Here is a 19,780-nt window from a genome sequence, read left to right on the forward strand (position 1 = left end):
TCAGGACGGTCCAAGTTCGCCGTCGAGGATGTCGAAGAGTTCGTCCGCCGTGACAGTGCGAAGGTCGTCGTCATGGCTGGCGGCCTGGCGGGCATCGGTCCAGACGGTGGCCAGCAGCCGCAGGCGTTCACCGATGCGGGACAGGTCGGCGCCGTCCGGCCGCGTCGCGGCCAGTGCGGACTCCAGGGCTGTGAGGTGTTCCTCGACCGAGCGCGCCGGTCCCGCCGTCTCGTCCACGGCCAGGCCGAGCCGCAGACGCTCGGCCAGGGCCGTGGCCGAGGGGTAGTCGAAGATCAGGGTGGCGGGCAGGCGCTGTCCGGTGGCGGCGGCGAGCTGGTTGCGGCACTCGATCGCGGTGAGCGAGTCGAAACCGAGATCGACGAAGCCCCTGTCGGGGTCGATCGCGTCCGGCCGCTCGTGGCCCAGCACGAAGGCCGCGGTCCGGCACACGAGGTCCAGCAGAGCCTCGTCGAGGTCCTTGCCGGTCAGCTGCGCCAGCCGCGACCGCTGGGTGTCGGTGTCGCCCGCGTCGAAGCGACGCCTCGCCGGCGTGCGGACCAGCTCGCGCAGCAACGTGGGGACGCCATCCGGGCCGGAACGCACCGTCGCGAGGTCCATGCGCATCGGCACCCACGTCGGCCGGTCCGAACGCAGCGCGCGGTCCAACAGGGCCAGCGCGTCCGGCGTGGCCAGCCCGAGCACGCCGGTGCGCGCCATCCGGATCACGTCGGTTCCGCCGAGGCCGGCGGTCATGCCGCCGTCGGACCACATGCCCCAGGCCAGCGAGACGGCGGGAAGTCCCCGTGCGGCGCGGTAGTGCGCCAGGGCGTCCAGGAACGTGTTGGCCGCCGCGTAGTTGGCCTGTCCGGGGGCGCCGAGCGTGCCGCCGCCGGAGGAGAACAGGACGAAGGCCGACAGGTCCAGGTCGCGGGTGAGCTCGTGCAGGTGCCATGCCGCGTCGGCCTTGGGCCGCAGCACGTCGGCCATGCGCCGGGGGGTCAGTGCGGTGAGGATGCCGTCGTCCACAATGCCGGCCGTGTGGACGACCGCGCGTAGCGGGGTCGTGTCCGGTACCTGCGAGAGCAGCCGCCGCAACGCCTCACGGTCGCCGACATCGCACGCGGCCACGGTCACGCGGGCGCCGAGCGCGGTCAGTTCCGCACGCAGATCGGCGGCACCGGGGGCGGCGATGCCCCGACGGCCGGTCAGCAGCAGGTGCCGCACGCCATGCTCGGCCACCAGGTGCCGGGCAACGTGTCGGCCGATGCCTCCGGTGCCGCCAGTGATCAGAACCGTGCCGTCGCCGACCGACAGGGCCGGGGCGGTCGGCTCGACAGACGCGGCCCGCGCCAGTCGGGGGACGAGGATCCGGCCTTCACGCACCGCCAGCTGCGACTGTCCGGCGCCTACGGCGGCGAGCACCGCCGACATCGGGATGGCGTGGTCGTCAACGTCCAGCAGGACGAATCGCTCGGGATACTCCAGCTGCGCCGTCCGGATGACGCCCCACACCGGTGACTGGACCAGGTCCGCGATGTTCTCCCGCGCTGCCGTCGCGATGGCACCACGGGTAACCAGGACGAGCCGGGCGCGGGCGAGGCGTTCGTCGGTCACCCAGAACTGGGCCGAGGCGAGCACTCGGTCCGCGGCCTCCCGCGCCGCACCCGCCACGTCCGCCGTGGACGGGTGCGGTGTGACGCAGGGGGTGAACACGACCGCCGGCGCCACGCCCTGCTCGTACGGGCGCACGGCGCCGCCCGCGTCCGCAATCGCCGCGGCCAGCCCGAGGACGTCCGGCCCGAGAACCGCACAGTCACCGATCGCGGGCGGCATCTGCCTCGCCGTCCAGGGAATCCAGTCGACCTGGAACATGTGCTTCTGACGGACCGTCAGGGTCGCTGCGGAGATCGGACGCAATGTCAACGAGTCGGCGCAAAGGACGAGCTGGCCGCTCGGGGAGTACGCGGTCAGGCTGACCGCGTTCTCATCGTTCCCACCGTTCTCACCGTTCCCGCCGCCGGCCGGCGCGATCCGCACGCGCAGCATCGGCGCACCGGTCAGGTACGCGGTCACGCCGGACCAGGCGAACGGCAGCATGGGGCGGTCGGCGGTCGGGCCGGCGAGACCGATCGTGTGGAGGGCGGCGTCGAGCAGGGCGGGGTGGACGCCGAAGCGCGCGCCGGAGTCCTGTTCGGCCTGCGGCAGGCCGACTTCGGCGAAGATCGTGTCACCGTGGGCCCACGCCGCCCGCAGGCCGCGGAAGGCCGGGCCGTAGTCGAATCCCTGCCGGGCGAGTTCGTCGTAACGGTCCGTCAGATCGATGGGCGTCGCGTCCGGCGGCGGCCAGGTCGTGGACACGGGCGCCGGTTCCCGCTGCTGCGCGGTGAGGAATCCGCCGGCGTGGCGCGCCCACGGCGCGGTGTCCTCGGCGCGGGCGTGGACGGTGACGGGACGTCTGCCCGCGGCGTCCTCGACGCCGACGGAGACCTGAACGCGCACGCCGCCGTCCTCGGGCAGCACCAGCAGGGATTCGAGGGTCAGTTCCGCGAGGTGCCCGCAACCGACTTCCTCACCGGCTCGGATCGCCAGCTCCACGAACACGGTGCCGGGCAGTACCACCATGCCCTGGACGACGTGGTCGGCCAGCCACGGCTGCGTACCTGGGGACAGGTGGCCGGTCATCAGGACGCCGCCGTCCGGTAGTTCGACGACCGCGCCCAGCAGCGGGTGTTCGGCCGGAGCCTGTCCGATTGCGCGAGCCAGGCCGCCGGTCACCGTGCGGGCATCGGTCACCGTGCGGGCATCGGTCACCGTGCGGGCATCGGTCACCGTGCGGGCGTCGGTCCAGTAGCGCTGCCGCTGGAAGGCGTATGTCGGCAGGGGGACGCGGCGTGCGCCGCTTGCGGCGAAGAACTTCGCCCACGACACAGGGGCGCCGTGGGCGTACGCGGATGCGACGGCGGTGGCCGTCTGCCGAGCCTCGCCACGGTAACGGTGCAGCAGCGGAACGAAGACGGCGGCGCGGTCGCCGGTCAGGCAGTCCTGTCCCAGGGCGGACAGCGCCCCGTCCGGGCCGAGTTCCAGGAATCTGGTGACGCCTTCGGCTTCCAGGAGGCGGATGCCGTCGCAGAACCGTACGGTCGCCCGCACGTGCCGCACCCAGTACTCGGGGTCGCACACCTCGTCCGCCGCGGCCGGTTTCCCCGTCACGTTCGTCACGATCGGGACGCGCGGAACCGCATAGGCCAGCCCTCGGGCCAAGGCACGAAATTCGTCGAGCACCGGCTCCATCAGCGGTGAGTGGAAGGCGTGCGACACCCGCAGGTGCCGGGTTCGCCGTCCACCTCGCGACAGGCGGGCGGCGACGGCGAGCACCGATTCGCGCGCCCCGGAGACCACCACGGACCGCGGGCCGTTCACCGCCGCCACATCCACGTCGTCGGGCAGCAGGGCCCGTACCTCATCCTCGGCGGCCTCGACCGCCACCATCGCGCCGTCCTCGGGCAGCGCCTGCATCAACCTGCCGCGAGCGGCCACCAGCGCGCACGCGTCCGCCAGGGACCAGACCCCGGCCACGTGTGCCGCGGCGAGCTCCCCGATCGAATGCCCGGCGACGAAGTCCGGCCGCAGCCCCCAGGACTCCACCAGGCGGAACAGCGCCACCTCCAGCGCGAACAACGCGGGCTGGGCGTACGCGGTCTGGTCGAGCGCGGCGGCGTCCGTCGCCACGACGTCCCGCAAGGGCCGGTCCAGATGCCGGTCCAGGGCGGCGCACGTCTCGTCGAAGGCGTCGCGGAACGCGGGGTGGTGCTCGGCCAGTTCACGCCCCATGCCCACACGCTGGGACCCCTGGCCGGTGAACAGGAACGCGGTCATCCCGTCCGGCCGAGCGATGCCGTGGACGACCGTCGGGCAGTCTGCGCCCGCCGCGAGTGCACGCAGCCCGACCGCCAGCTCGTCCCGGTCTGCGCCGAGGATGACGGCGCGGTGCGTAAACGCGGATCGCGCGACGGCCAGCGAGAACCCGGTGTCCGCCGGGTCCGCCGGGTGCGGTGCCAGGCGGGCCGCCTGGTCGCGCAGGGCTTCGGCGGTATGGCCGGACAGCACCCACGGCACGATCGGCAGCGGTGACCGACCGACGTCCGGTGTCACTTCCGCATCAGGGGCCTGTTCGAGGATGACGTGGGCGTTGGTGCCACTGAGGCCGAAGGACGACACTCCGGCGCGGCGCGGACGGCCGGTGCGCGGCCATGGCCGCTGTTCGGTGAGCAGTTCGACCGCCCCGGTCGACCAGTCCACCCGGGGGGTCGGCTCGTCCACGTGCAGGGTGCGCGGGAGCACGCCGTGCCGTATCGCCTGCACCGTCTTGATCACCCCGGCCACGCCCGCGGCGGCCTGGGTATGGCCGATGTTCGACTTCAACGACCCCAGCCACAAGGGCTGGTCGCGGTCCTGACCGTAGGTCGCCAGCAACGCCTGGGCCTCGATCGGGTCACCGAGCCGGGTGCCCGTGCCGTGCGCCTCCACCGCATCCACCTCGGCGCCGGACAACCCGGCGTCGGCCAGCGCGGCACGGATCACGCGCCGCTGCGAAGGCCCGTTCGGAATGGTGAAGCCGCTGCTGGCACCGTCCTGGTTCAGCGCTGTGCCCCGTACCACCGCCAGGACCTCGTGACCGTTGCGGCGCGCGTCCGACAGGCGCTCCAGCAGCAGGATGCCCGCGCCCTCCGAGCACCCGACGCCGTCCGCCGCGCCCGCGAACGACTTGCACCGGCCGTCCGGGGCCAGGCCGCGCTGTTCGCTGAAGTACACGAACATGTCGGGTGCGGCCATCACCGTCACTCCCCCGGCGAGGGCCAGGGTGCACTCGCCGCGGCGCAGCGACCGCGTCGCGAGGTCCAGGGCCACCAGCGACGATGAGCACGCCGTGTCCACCGTGACGGCCGGGCCCTCGAGGCCCAACGTGTAGGAGATTCGCCCCGACACCAGGCTGCCGTCGCTGCTCCCGGTGCCGTAGTCGTGGTACATGACGCCGGCGAACACACCGGTATGGCTGCCGCGCAACGCGTCGGGAACGATCCCGGCATGTTCCAGCGCCTCCCAGGCGATCTCCAGTAGCAGCCGCTGCTGCGGATCCATCGCCAGCGCCTCGCGCGGCGAGATCCCGAAGAACGCCGGGTCGAAATCGCCCGCTCCATCGAGGAATCCGCCATGCCGGGAACAGCTTTTTCCCTTCACCCCCGGCTCGGGGTCGTACAGCTGCGCGAGGTCCCAGCCACGATCGTCCGGGAACGCGCCGATGGCGACCACGTCATCGGTGACCAGCCGCCACAGGTCCTCCGGAGAGGCCACGCCGCCGGGGTAGCGGCACGCCATTCCCACGATCGCGACCGGCTCGGCGGTCGACGCGGTGAGCCGGTCGTTCTCCTGACGCAGCCGCTCGTTCTCGAGCAGGGTGCGACGCAGCGCCGCGACGACTCTGTCGCGGCCGGTTCCGTCGCGGCCGGTTCCGTCGCGGCCAGTGGTCTGGTTCACGCGTGCTCTCCCGTCCGGTCGTCCCGCGCGAAGGCCGAGCGCACCAACTCGTCCACGTCCATGTCCTCGATCGCCGAACGAACCGCCGGACGAACCTCCGGACGGGTTGCCGTCACGTCCTCGTCGGGGAACAGCTCGGCCAGCAGGTGCCTGGCCAGGCGCACCGGGTCGGGGTGGTCGAAGACGACAGTGGCCGGCAGCCGCAGGCCGGTGGCCGGACCGAGCCGGTTGCGCAGCTCCAGGGCGGCCAGCGAGTCGATGCCGAGGTCGGTGAACCCGGTGGTGGCCAGGACGTCCCCGGCGCCGGCGTGGCCGAGTACGGCGGCGGTGTGACCGCGGACGAGATCGAGTACCGCCCGCTCCCGCTCCCTGCGGGACAACGAGGCGAGCCGATCTTCGAGCGACGTGGCCGCGGTGAGGTGGTCGGTCGGCCCGATGGCCTGGGGCCGCGCGTGGCCGGCAATCAGCTCGCGCAGCAGCGCGGGCGGCTCGGATCGGCCGCGCAGGGCTCCCACCTCCAGTTTCACCGGGACCAGGACCGCGTCGCCGGTATCCATGGCCGCGTCGAACAGGGCCAGTCCCTCGGCGGCGGTGAACTCGACGATGCCCGCGCGGCGCAGGCGGTCGAGGTCGACGGTGTCCTCGGTGCCCTGCCACGGCCCCCAGGCCAGCGAGGTGGCCGGCAGGCCCCGGGCCCGCCGATGCGCGGCCAAGGCGTCGAGGAACACGTTGGCGGCGGCGTAGTTCGCCTGACCGGCCGCCAGCACCAGTCCGCCGATCGACGAGTACGTCACGAACGCGGCCAGGCCGAGGCCTGCGGTGAGCTCGTGCAGGTGCCACGCGGCATCCACTTTAGGCCGCATCACGGAGTCGATCTGACGAGGAGTCAGCGTGTCCAGCACACCGCCGTCCATCAGACCGGCGGCGTGGACGACGGCGGTGAGCGGATGCTCCGCGGGGATCCGCCCGAGCAGTCGGGCCAGCGCGTCGCGGTCGGCGGCATCACAGGCGGTGACGGTCACGACGGCGCCGAGATCGGTCAGTTCCGCGCACAGCTGCGCCGCGCCGCGGGCCCGCATGCCCCGGCGGCCGACCAGCAGCAGATGCCCGACGCCGTGTTCGGTCACCAGGTGCCGGGCGAGCAGCCCGCCCAGCAGGCCCAGTCCCCCGGTGATCAGCACCGTGCCGTTCGGGTTCCAGCCGGGCGCCGCGCCGGTCGCGGACGCGCGCCGCAGCCGGGGAACGCGGACCTCGCCAGCGCGTACGGCCGACTCCGGCTCGCCGCAGGCCACCGCCGCGGCCAGCGCCCGCCGAGACGCGTCCGTGTCGTCGACGTCGACCAGCAGCAGGCGTCCCGGGTTCTCCGCCTGCGCCGCACGGACCAGGCCCCACAGCGGTGCCTGCGTCAGATCCGGGCTCTCCCCCGGCCCGGTGGCCACCGCTCGCCGGGTCACCACGACGAGCCGCTGCGCCGCGCAACGCGGCTCGGCCAGCCAGGCCCGGACGGCGTCGAGCGTCCGCAGCGTGGCGGCGCGGACGGCGGCGGGCAGGTCGCCGTCGCCGTCGTCCGGCGGGCACGACAGGAGCACGACGTCCGCGGGGCGGTCCGCCGCCAGCAGGGAGGCGAGGTCCGGGAAGACGGGCAGGCCCAGGCCCAGGCCGTCGGTGCCCAGTCCGTCGGCCCCCAGCACCGCGCACCCAGCCGGGAGGGACGCCGACGGGACAGCCGCCGGCGGGTTCCACTCGATCCGGTACAAGGGGCGCGGCCCGCCGAGGTGATCGGCCGTTACCGGCCTGGTCACCAGGGACGCGATGCGGGCCACTGGCGCACCCTGGTCGTCGGCGATCAACAGTTCGGCGGCGTTGTCGCCGGGGGCACGGCGGACCCGTACCCGCAGCGCCGCCGCTCCCGCCCGGTACAGCGAGACGCCGTGCCAGGCGAAGGGGATCGTCGTCTCGGTGAACGTCGCCGGGCCACCCGCGAGGAAGTCCATCGCCCCGAGCGCCGAGTCGAGCAGGGCGGGATGGACGCCGTACGCCCCCGGGGCAGCGCCTTGCGGCAGGGCGATCTGGGCGAACACCTCGTCGTCGCGGCGCCACACGGCCCGCATGCCCTGGAACGTCGGGCCGTAGCTGAAGCCCAGGGCGGCTAGGTCGTCGTAGACGCCGGTGAGGTCGATTCGTTCGGCGCCCGCGGGGGGCCAGGCGGCCAGATCGATCTCGGTGGGCAGGTCGATCTCGGCGGGCCGGGCACCGGGGGCGAGAACGCCCGCGGCATGCAGTGTCCACTCGGCCGCGGGGGTGTCCTGGGACCGGGCGTACACCGACAGCGGGCGACGGTCCGTGGCGTCCTCGCGGGCTCCCACGACGACCCGGACGACCACCGCACCGCGCTCGGGCAGCACGACCGGAGTTCGCTGGGTCAGCTCCTCCACCACGTCGCACCCCACCTCGTTCCCGGCCCGCAGCGCCAACTCCACGAACGCCGTGCCGGGCAGCAGCATGCTGCCCATGAGCACGTGGTCGGCCAGCCATGGCTGGCGCTGGACCGACAGGGTGCCGGTGAGGACCACCACGTCGGAGTCGGGCAGTTCCACCACGGCGCCGAGCAGCGGATGCCCGGCGGCTCCGAGTCCCGCCGCAGCCACATCGCCGATCACGTCACCGGTCGCATCGCCGGTCGCGGCGGCGTCCAGCCAGTACGACGTGCGCTGGAAGGCGTAGGTGGGCAGGTCGACGGACTCGCCGCCGGGACAGAACGCGGCCCAGTCCACCGGCACGCCGCGGACGTGAAGGGCGGCGGCGGCCTCGGTGAACGCGGCCATGCCGCCCGAGTCCCGGCGCAGCGTGCCGGTCACGGCGGCCGGATGGTCGATGTCATCCAGGGTCTCCTGCATGCTCATCGTCAGCACCGCGTGCGGGCTGACCTCGACGAAGGCGCCGTATCCCGCACCGGCCAGCGCGCGGATCGCGGGCGCGAAGCGCACCGTCTCGCGCAGGTTGGCGAACCAGTAGGCGGCGTCCAGTTCGGGGCCGTCGAGCCAGGCGCCGGTGACGGTGGACAGCATGGGAATCCGCGGCTCGGTCGGGGCGACGGGCGCGAGGTCGGCCAGCAGTCGTTCGCGCAGCGCCTCGACCTGGGGTGAATGGGAGGCGTAGTCGACCGGTAGGCGCTTGGTGCGGACCCCCTCGGCGGCGAACTCGCCCACCAGTGCGTCGAGTGCGTCGGCGTCCCCGGAGAGCACCACGGACCGGGTGCCGTTCTCCGCGGCCAGGCAGACGCGGTCCTCCCCGCTTTTCACCAGACGGGTGCGGACGTCGTCGGCCGCAAGCCCGACCGACAGCATCCCGCCCCCGCCCGCCAGGTGCCCGATCGCCCGGCTGCGCAACGCCACGATCCGCGCCCCGTCGGCCAACGACAGCGCTCCGGCCACGCACGCGGCGGCCACCTCGCCCTGGGAGTGCCCGACCACGGCATCCGGACGGACCCCGTGGTGCGCCCAGAGTTCGGCCAGCGACACCATCACCGCCCACAACGCCGGCTGGACCACGTCGACCCGCTCCCACGACGGGGTGCCCTGCGCTCCGGACAGCACCGCCGTGACCGACCAGTCCACGAAGGGCGCCAGCGCCTGTTCACATTCCGCGAGACGCCGCGCGAACACCGCGGACCGGCCGAGGAGGTCGGCCGCCATACCCGCCCACTGGCCGCCCTGGCCGGGGAAGACGAACACGGTGCCGCCGGAGACGTCCGCCAGACCGGTCACCCATCGAGCGGCGGGGGCTTGGCCGGTCAGGCCCCGCAGGCCGGCCAACAGCTCCTCCCGGTCGCCGCCGAGGGCGACGCCGCGGTACTCGAAGGCCGTGCGGCTGGTCGCCAGCGAGAACCCGACGTCGACGGGGCGCACGTCCGGGCGAGCCGCCAGGTGGGAGCGCAGTCGATCGGCCTGCGCGCGTACGGCGTCCGGGGTGCGGCCGGACACCACCCACGGCACCGCCGTCGGCCCGGCCGCGACTGCCGGGACGGGCTTCGGCGCGGGTGCCTGCTCCAGGATCACGTGGGCGTTGGTGCCGCTGATGCCGAACGAGGACACGCCCGCCCGGCGCGGTCGATCGGCCCGCGGCCAGGACCGCTGCTCGGTGAGGAGCGCGACGGCCCCGGCCGACCAGTCCACGTGGTGCGACGCCGCGTCCACGTGCAGCGACTTCGGCAGTATGCCGTGCCGCATGGCCTGCACCATTTTGATCACCCCGGCCACGCCGCCCGCGGCCTGCGCGTGGCCGATGTTCGACTTCACCGAGCCGAGCCACAGCGGCCGGCCGGGATCGCGGTCCTGGCCGTAGGTCGCCAGCAGCGCCTGGGCCTCGATCGGATCACCGAGTCGGGTGCCCGAGCCGTGCGCCTCGACGGCGTCCACCTCCGACGGCTCGAGTCCCGCGGCGGCCAGCGCGGCGCGGATGACCCGCTCCTGCGACGGCCCGTTGGGGGCGGTCAGGCCGTTGGACGCGCCGTCGGAGTTGACCGCGCTGCCGCGGACGACGGCCAGCACCTCGTGGCCGTGGCGGCGTGCGTCCGACAGGCGTTCCAGCAGCAGCAGGCCGGCACCCTCGGCCCAGCCCACGCCGTTCGCGGCCGACGCGAACGACTTGGACCGGCCGTCGGGTGCGAGCACGCCCTGTCGGCTGGAGTCCACGAACAGGTCCGGCACCGACAGCACGGTCACGCCGCCGGCCAGCGCGAGCGAGCACTCGCCGGCGCGCAGCGCCTGGGCGGCGAGGTGCAGCGTCACCAGCGACGAGGAGCAGGCCGTGTCGACGGTGATGGACGGTCCCTCCAGGCCGAGCAGGTAGGAGATGCGCCCGGACACCACGGAGCCTGAGCTGCCGTTGGCCAGGTACGGGACGACCTCGGCGGACGGGTTCCTGGCCCTGCTGCCGTAGTCGTCGTACATCGCCCCGGCGAACACCCCGGTCGCGGTGGAGCGCAGCGAACGCGGGTCGATCCTGGCCCGCTCGATGGCCTCCCAGGCCACTTCGAGCAGCAGCCGCTGCTGCGGGTCCATGGCGAGGGATTCGCGCGGGCCGATGCCGAAGAAACCCGGGTCGAACTCGGCGGCCCGGTGCAGGAAGCCGCCCTCGCGGGTGTAACTGCGGCCCGGCCGGGCGGGCTGCGGGTGGTAGATACCGTCGACGTCCCAGCCTCGGTTCGTCGGGAAGGAGGTGACGGCGTCGGTGCCGTCGAGCAGCAGCCGCCACAGGTCCTCGGGCGTGTCCACGTCGCCCGGATAGCGGCAGGCCATGCCGATGACGACGATCGGATCGTCGTGGGCCGTCGCCGCCCTGGCCGGCCTGGTCTCGGGGCCGGCCGCGACGGCGCCGACCAGCCTGCCGAGGAGATGGTCTGCGACCCCACGGGCCGTGGGGTGGTCGAACACGAGCGTGGCGGGCAGGGTCAGGCCGGTGGCGGTACCGAGCGCGTTGCGCAGTTCCACGGCGGACAGCGAGTCGAAGCCGAGTTCCTTGAACGCCCGGTTCGCGTCGACCGCGTCGGCGGCACCGTAGCCGAGTGCGGCGGCGACATGCGTGCAGACGAGGTCGAGGACAGCGCGCTCCCGCTCGGTCTCGGAGAGCCGCTCAAGCCGCTGGGCCAGGGCCGGGTCGGTGGATGCAGCCGCAGCGGCACGTCGAACGGTGGCCGGGACGAAACTCCGCAACAGCGGCGGAATCGCGTCGGTCCGAGCCCGCAGCACGGCGAGGTCCAGCGGCAGCGGCACGACGACGGCCTCATCGGCGCGAAGCGCCGCGTCCAGCAGCGCCAAGCCCTGCCGGACGGTCACGGCGGGCAGGCCGAGTCGGGCCATGCGCTGCAGGTCGGCCTCGCGCAGCGCTCCACCGAGCCCGGTGTCGTGCGCCCACAGCCCCCAGGCCAGTGCCGTGGCGGACAGGCCGTGGCGCCGCCGGTGGGCGGCCAGGCCGTCGAGGAACGCGTTGGCCGCCGCGTAGTTGGCCTGGCCCGCGGCGAGCACCATGCCGCCGGCCGAGGAGAACAGCACGAACGCCGCAAGGTCCAGGTCGCGGGTTAGCTCGTGCAGGTGCCATGCCCCGTCCGCCTTGGGTTGCAGCACGGTGTCGAGCTGGTCGGTGGTGAGCGAACCGATGACGGCGCCGTCCGCGACACCGGCGGCGTGCACCACGGCGGTCAGCGGATGCCGTGCGGGGATGTCCGCGAGCAGGCGGGTCAGCGCCGCGCGGTCAGACACGTCGCATGCCGCGAGCGTGACCGTGGCTCCACCCTCACCGAGTTCCCGGCGCAGGTCCGCCGCGCCCGGCGCGTGGGAGCCGCGTCGGCCGGCCAGCAGCAGGTGCCGGACGCCGTGCTCGCGCACCAGGTGGCGCGCCACCAAAGCGCCCAGGCCCCCGGTGCCGCCGGTGATCAGTACCGTGCCGTCGGGGCGCCACGGCCGCCGGGTATCCCGCTGCGGCCCGGGCATCGGGGCGAGCCGGGGCACGTGACATGTGGTGCCGCGGATCGCCGACTCCGACTCTCCCGACGCCACCGCCGCAGGCAGGACGTCCAGCGACGCCCCGTCCGCCCGGTCGACCAGGATGAATCGGCCGGGATGTTCCGCCTCGGCGGCCCGCACCAGGCCCCACACCGCCGCCTGCGCCGGGTCCACCTCGCCCGTGACCGGTACGGCGTCCCGGGTCAGCACGACCAGGCGCGCCTCGGCGAACCGGTCGTCGGCCAGCCATGCCTGCACCGTCGCCAGCACCCGCGTGGTGAGGGCCCGTGCGGCGGCCGCAGCGTCGGCCCCGGACGTGAAGCAGGCGAACACGCCAACCTCGGGCACCGGCGCGCCCGCGTCGACAGCCCGCGCCAGGGCCCCGACATCGGCGTATCGCGCCAACTCCCCCAAGCGCGCGTCGCCGAGGAGCGCCCACCCGGTCGGCGTCTCGACCGTCGGGGCCGCCGGCAGCGGTCGCCACTGCACGTGCAGCAACGGGACATCCCGCTCGGCGACCGCCGCGAGCTGCCGGCCGGTGAGCGGGCGCGACACCAGCGAGTCGATCGAGGCGACCGGCCGGCCCTCGGCATCGGCGACCTGGATCGCGCTGGCCTCGTCGCCGTCGAGCCGCTGGATGCGAACCCGCAGCGCGCGGGCGCCGACCGCGTGCAGTGACACGCCGCTCCAGACGAACGGCAGCAGCGTCGGACCGTCCACGGCACCGAGCAGGTCGGCGTGCATCGCGGCGTCGAGCAGCGCCGGGTGCAGGCCGAACGAGGCGGCAGCGACGTCGTCGGGGAGCGCGACCTCGGCGAACACCTCGTCGCCGCGCCGCCAGGCGCCCCGCAGCCCCTGGAACGCGGGCCCGTAGCCGTAGCCCCGGGTCCGTAGCCGCTGGTAGGCGTCAGCCACGTCGATCGGGTCGGCACCGGCGGGTGGCCACGCGGTCAGATCGAACGTCTCGGGGCGCCGCGTCGGGCTGAGCACGCCGGTGGCATGCCGGGTCCAGGGCTGCTCCTCCGACGCGTCGCCAGGACGCGAGAACACCGACAGGCTGCGCCGGTCGCCGTCCGGGGCTCCGACCACGACCTGGAGCGCAACGCCGCCCCGCTCGGGCAGCATCAGGGGCGCCGCCAGGGTCAGTTCCTCGACCGTCGCGCAGCCGACCTGGTCGGCCGCCCGCAGGGCGAGTTCCACGAAGCCGGTACCCGCCAGCAGCACCGCCCCGCCTACGGCATGGTCCGCCAGCCATGGCTGGGTCTCGACGGAGAGCCGCCCGGTGAGCACCACCTCCCGCGAACCGGCCAACGGGACCACCGCCCCGAGGATCGGATGCCCGGCCGGGAGCTGGCCGACCCCGGTGGCATCGTGGGCGGGCGTCGCGTCGAGCCAGTACCGCGTGTGCTCGAAGGCGTAGGTGGGCAGGTCGAGGCGAGCACCGCCGCGGCCGAGCAGCTCGGGCCACGCCACCGGCACGCCGTGGACGTGCAGACGACCGAGCGCGGCCATCGCCGCCGCCGTCTCGTCGCGGTCGCGGTGCAGCAGCGGGACGAAGACGGCGCTCTCCCGGCCGGCCAGGCATTCCTCGCCGAGGATCGACAGCACCCGATCGGGGCCTATCTCGACGAACGTGGCGACGCCCTCGGCGACGAGGCCGTCCACCGCGTCCGCGAACCGTACCGGCTGGCGAGCGTGGCGCACCCAGTACTGCGCAGCGCACAGTTCCTCGACGGTGGCGAGACGGCCCGTCAGCGCGGAGACGATCGGAATGCGCGGTGCCCGAAACTCGATGCCCGCCGCGATCCGGCCGAACTCGGCGAGCATCGGCTCCATGAGCGGCGAGTGGAACGCGTGGCTCACCGGCAGGCGGTGCGTCTCGCCGCCGCGCTCGCGCACGGCGGCGGCGATGTCGAGCACGGCCGACTCCACCCCGGAGACCACCACCGACCTCGGGCCGTTGACGGCGGCGACGCCGACCAGGTCCTCGCGGCCGGCGAGCAGGTCGCGGACCTCGGCCTCGGTCGCGGTGAGGGCGACCATGGCGCCGCCGGCGGGCAGGGCGTCCATCAGCGCGCCGCGGGCGGCGACCAGCCGGCACGCGTCGTCGAGCGAGAGCACGCCCGCGACGTGGGCGGCGGCCAGTTCACCGATCGAATGCCCGGCGAGCAGATCCGGTGCGAGCCCCCAGGATTCGGCCAGCCGGAACAGCGCCACCTCAACGGCGAACAGCGCCGGCTGGGTGTAGCGCGTGCGGTCGAGCAGCGGCCCCGCGGCGGCCCGGTCGCCGAACACCACGTCCCGCAGGGGTCGGTCCAACGCGGGGGCCAGCGCGTCCGTGATCTCGTCGAAGGACCGCGCGAACACCTCGAACGCCTCGTACAGCCCGCGCCCCATGCCCGGGCGTTGGGCGCCCTGGCCGGAGAAGACGAAGGCGAGCCGGCCGCCGTCCCGCGCCGTGCCGCGCACGACGTCGGGCGAGGACGCACCGGCCGCCACGGCGTCCAGTCCGCGCAGGCATGCGTCCCGATCCCCGGCGATGACCGCGGCCCGGTACTCGAACGCGGCCCGGGTACCCACCAGCGACCGGGCCAGCGCGGCGAGGGAGAGGTCCTCGCGCTCGGCCACCCAGGCGCGCAACCGCGTGGCCTGCGCCCGCAGCGCCGCCGGGGTCCGCGCGGACACCACGAGCGGCGCCGGACCCGCGAGGCCGGGCCCGACGGGGAGGCCGGGCCCGGCGGGGAGGTCCGGGTCGGTCGGCGCCTGCTCGACGATGACGTGGGCGTTCGTGCCGCTGATGCCGAACGAGGACACGCCCGCCCGGCGCGGGCGGTCTCCGGCCGGCCACGCACGCGGCTCGGTCAGCAGGGCGACCGCCCCGGCGGACCAGTCGACCTGGGCCGACGGCGCGTCGACGTGCAGGGTCCTGGGCAGCAAGCCGGCGCGTAGCGCGAGCACGGTCCTGATGACGCCGGCGACTCCGGCGGCGGCCTGGGTGTGGCCGAGGTTGGACTTGACCGAGCCCAGCCACAGCGGCCGGTCCCGATCCTGGCCGAACACGGCCTGCAGCGCGCCCACCTCGATCGGGTCGCCGAGGGTGGTGCCGGTGCCGTGTCCCTCCACGGCGTCCACGTCGGCCGGCCGCAGCCCGGCCGCGGCCAGCGCCTGGCGGACGACCCGCTGCTGGGCGAGGCCGTTCGGCGCGGTCAGTCCGTTGCTGGCCCCGTCGTGGTTCACGGCGGAGCCCGACACGACCGCCAGCACCTCATGGCCGGCCCGCCGGGCGTCGGACAGCCGCTCGACGGCCAGCACACCGACGCCCTCGCCCCACCCGGTGCCGTCGGCCGCCGCCGCGAACGACTTGCACCGTCCGTCGGCCGCCAGTCCGCGCTGGCGGCTGAAGTCGACGAACGTGTCCGGGGTCGACATCACGGTCACGCCGCCGACCAGCGCCAGCGTGCACTCGCCGCCGCGCAGCGCCTGGATCGCCCAGTGCAGGGCGACCAGCGAGGACGAGCACGCGGTGTCGACCGTGACGGCCGGTCCCTGCAGGCCGAGCGCGTAGGCGACCCGGCCGGAGACCACGCTGGCCAGGCTGCCGTTGCCGAGGTGTCCGGCCAGGTCCTCGGGCACGGCGCCGAGCCGGGTCGCCCAGTCGTGGTACATCACGCCCGCGAACACGCCGGTGCGGCTGCCGCGCAACGTGTGCGGGTCGATGCCCGCCCGTTCCAACGCCTCCCACGAGACCTCCAGCAACAACCGCTGCTGGGGATCCATGGCCTGCGCCTCGCGCGGGCTGATCTCGAAGAACCCGGCGTCGAACTCCGCCGCGCCGGGCAGGAATCCGCCCTCGCGGGCGTAGCTGGTGGCGGGCCGGACACGGTCGGGGTCGTAGAGTCCGCCGAGGTCCCAGCCGCGGTCGGCGGGAAACGGGCTGATCGCGTCGGTGCCGTCGACCAGCAGCCGCCACAGGTCCTCCGGCGAGGCGACGCCGCCCGGGAACCGGCAGCTCATCCCCACGATCGCGATCGGCTCGTCGGACCGGACGGCCGCCTCGGGGGTGGCTGCCACCGGCGCACGCTCACCGGACAGCCGGTCCAGGATGTGGTCGGCCAGGGCACGGGGCGTCGGATGGTCGAACACGAGAGTGGCCGGCAGCGTCACCCCGAGGTGCCGCTGCAGGGCGTTGCGCAGCTCGACGGCGGCGAGCGAGTCGAAGCCGAGGTCGGCGAACGCGCGGCGCGGGCTGATGGCCGCGCCGCCGTCGTGTCCGAGCACCGCGGCGACATGGGTTCGGACCAGGTCCAGCACGGCCCGGTCGCGGTCGGGAGCGGCGAGTTCGGCCGGCTGCCGGCCAGGCGCGGACGCGCCCGCCGTCGCCGCGCGCTGCGGCACCAGCTCTCGTAGCAGCGCGGGCACGCCGTCCAGGCGGGAGCGCACAACCGCGCGATCCACCGCCACCGGCACCACGGCTGCTTCGCCGCAACGGAGTGCGGCGTCCAGGGCGGCCAGGCTCGCCTGCGGGGTCAGCGGCGCGAGGCCGAGCCGCTCGACGCGCCTGCGCGCCGCGGTGTCCATCCGCGCGCCCATGCCCTGTTCCCCTGACCACAGGCCCCAGGCCAGCGAGGTCGCCGGGAGGCCGACCGACGCGCGGTGGGCGGCGAGGGCCTCCAGGAACGCGTTGGCCGCGGCGTAGTTGCCCTGGCCCGAGCCGTCGACGAGGGACGCGACCGAGGAGAAGAGCACGAAGGCCGTCAGGTCCAGGTCGCGGGTCAACTCGTGCAGGTGCCACGCTCCGGCCGCCTTGGGCCGCAGCACAACGTCGATCTGATCCGGTGTCAGCGCGGTGATCAGGGCGTCGTCCACGACTCCAGCGGCGTGGACGACGCCGGTCAGCGGGTGTTCGGCCGGTATCTCGGCCAGGACGGCCGCCAGCGCGTCACGGTCGGCGACGTCGCACGCGGCGATTCGGACGGTGGCGCCCAGGGCGGTCAGGTCCTCGGCCAATGCGACGGAGCCCGGTGCGGCCGGGCCGCGGCGGCTGACGAGCAGCAGCTGCCGCACGCCGTGGGCCGCGGCGAGGTGCCGGGCTACGAGGGCACCAAGGCCGCCGGTGCCGCCGGTGATCAGGACGGTGCCCGTCGGCTCCCACGGCCTGCCGGGAACGTCGGCGGGGGTGAGCCGGGTCAGGCGCGGTGCGGACAGCCGATCGCCGCGCAGGCGTAGCTCGGGCTCGTCGGTGGCCAGTGCGGCGGCCACCTGATGGTCCGTGGCGGGCGTGGCGCCGTCGAGATCGAGCAGGACGAACCGGCCCGGATGCTCGGCCTGCGCCGACCTGACCAGGCCCCGCACGGCGGCGGCGGCGAGCTCGGCACCGCACCCGACCGCGCCGCCCGGCTCGACCGCGCCGCCCAGCGCGACGACCAGCCGGGATCTCGCGACACGGTCGTCGTCCAGCCAGCGCCGCAGCAGGCCCAGCACCCGGTGCGTGGCTGTCGTCACCGCCTGGACGGGCGCAACCGCCGGAACCGGCTGGTCGGGCTGGTCGGGCTGAACGAGCTGGTCGGCACGGTCGGGCTGGTCGTCGGCCGGTGCCACGGTGACGACGACAGCGTCCGGCACCGGCGTCACGCCGTCGACGTCATCGAGGCTCCTGGCCACGGTGACGCGGTCGGTGTCGTGGGTCCCACCGGGCACGGACCGCCACCTGACGTGGTAGAGCGGTTCGTTCCGCGCTGACGTCAGCGTCCCGGCCGGCACGAGGCGGGTCCGGAAGGAGGCGACGGAGGCAACCGGCGCGCCGGCGAGGTCGGCCAGCTCCAGCGCAACGCCGCCGCGCGGGTGGGAGATGATCCGGACCCGCAGGGCGGTGGCGCCGGTGGCATACGCGGTCACGCCCTGCCAGGCGAACGGCAGTCGGAGCTCACCGGCATCCCGGGCCTCGCCGGCGGCGAAGTCCGTGGCGTGCAGCGCCGCGTCCAGCAGCGCCGGGTGCAGGTGGTGCGGCCCCGCGTCCGCGTCCTGCGGCAGGGCGACCTCGGCATACACCTCCGAGCCGCGCCGCCACACCGCCCGCAGGCACCGGAAGGCGGGCCCGTAGGCGTAGCCCTCGTCGGCCAGGTTCTCGTAGAAGTCCGCGATGTCGACGGGCCGCGCGCCGGGGGGTGGCCAGGCGGCGGCGGGCGCGTCCCGCGGCGAGCGCGCCGCCGGCGACAGGATCGCGGTGGCGTGCCGGGTCCAACCGGCACTCGCGCCGTCCGCACTCGCGCCATCGGCGTCCCCGCGCTCGCCGCGGGAGTAGAACTCGACGGTGCGGCGGCCGGCGCGCGCGGCCGAGACGACGGCCTGCAGGGCGATGCCCTCGGTCTCCGGCAGCAGCAGCGGCGCGTGGAGGGTCAGTTCCTCGACGAGGTCGCAGTCGAGGTGTTCCGCCGCGTGCAGCGCCATGTCCACGAACGCCGTGCCCGCCAGCACGAGCGAGCCGGCGATGATGTGGTCGGCCAGCCACGGCAGCGTCGGTACGGACAGCCGTCCGGTGAGCACGGCCCCGTCGCCGCCCGCGAGGCCGACGACGGCGGTGAGCAGCGGGTGTCGGGACGATCGCTGGCCGAACCGGGCCGGGTCGACCCGGCCGGCCGCCGACTGGGTGAGCCAGAATCGTCGGTGCTGGAAGGGGTAGGTGGGCAGGTCGACGCGCCGCGCGGCGCGCCCGGCGTAGCAGGCGCTCCAGGTGACCGCGGCGCCCCGGGTGTGGGCGGCGGCGACGGCCGCCACCAGGGTGGCTGCCTCGGGCCGGTCCCGGCGCAGGGCGGGAACGAACACCACGTCCTCGGGCACACTGTCGTCGGGCACACCGTCCTCGGACAGGCAGGCGTCGGTCAGGCAGTCGCGGCCCATGGCCGACAGGACCGCGTCCGGGCCCAGTTCGATGACTGTACGTATCCCGGCAGCGGCCATGCTCCGGACGCCGTCGGCGAAGCGCACGGTCTCGCGCACATGCCTCACCCAGTAGTCGGGCGAGCAGAGATCCTCGGGCGCCGCCGGAGCGCCGGTCAGGTTGGAGATCACCGGGATGGCGGGCCGTTCGTAGGCCACAGCCCGCAGGACCCGTCGGAACTCGGCGAGCATCGGCTCCATCAGGGCCGAGTGGAAGGCATGCGACACGCGCAGCCGGGTCGCCGTGCGCCCGGCAGACTCCAGGCGCCGGGCGAGAGCGTCCACCTCGTCCCGGGCGCCGGAGACGACCACGGACGCCGGGCCGTTGACGGCCGCGATGCTCACCCGATCGGTCAGCAGCCGCCGGACCTCGTCCTCGCCGGCCGTGACGGCGACCATCGCGCCGTCGGCGGGCAGCGCCTGCATCAGCCGCCCGCGGGCGGCGACGACGGCGCAGGCGTCCGCCAGTGACCACACGCCCGCGACGTGCGCCGCGGCCAGTTCACCGATCGAGTGGCCGAGCAGGACGTCCGGGCGCACTCCCCAGGACTCGATCAGTCGGAACAGCGCCACCTCGACGGCGAACAGCGCGCACTGCGCGTACTGGGTCTGCGCCAGCTCGCCCGGCTCGGTGCCGAACAGGACGTCGCGCAGGGGCCGGTCGAGTTGCAGGTCCAGATGGTCGATCGCCTCGTCCAGGGCCCGTGCGAACACCGGGTGCGTCTCGTAAAGTTCGCGGCCCATCGCCAGGCGTTGGGAACCCTGCCCGGTGAACAGCAGGCCGAGGCCGCCCGGGGCGACGATGC

At 74.6% G+C, this 19,780-nt stretch carries 2 protein-coding genes; both read right to left on the minus strand.

Going from position 1 to position 19,780, the window contains the following annotated elements; translation table 11 throughout:
• Complete coding sequence (locus FF36_RS21525) at positions 1–5,535, minus strand: type I polyketide synthase (protein ID WP_052681281.1); 5,535 nt, start codon at positions 5,533–5,535, stop codon at positions 1–3.
• A partial coding sequence (locus FF36_RS38645; protein ID WP_422615105.1) for an SDR family NAD(P)-dependent oxidoreductase occupies positions 5,532–19,780 on the minus strand: 14,249 nt, incomplete at its 5' end. The genes FF36_RS38645 and FF36_RS21525, both read right to left, overlap by 4 nt.

The sequence above is a fragment of the Frankia torreyi genome (assembly GCF_000948395.1).
Lineage (GTDB): Bacteria > Actinomycetota > Actinomycetes > Frankiales > Frankiaceae > Frankia > Frankia torreyi.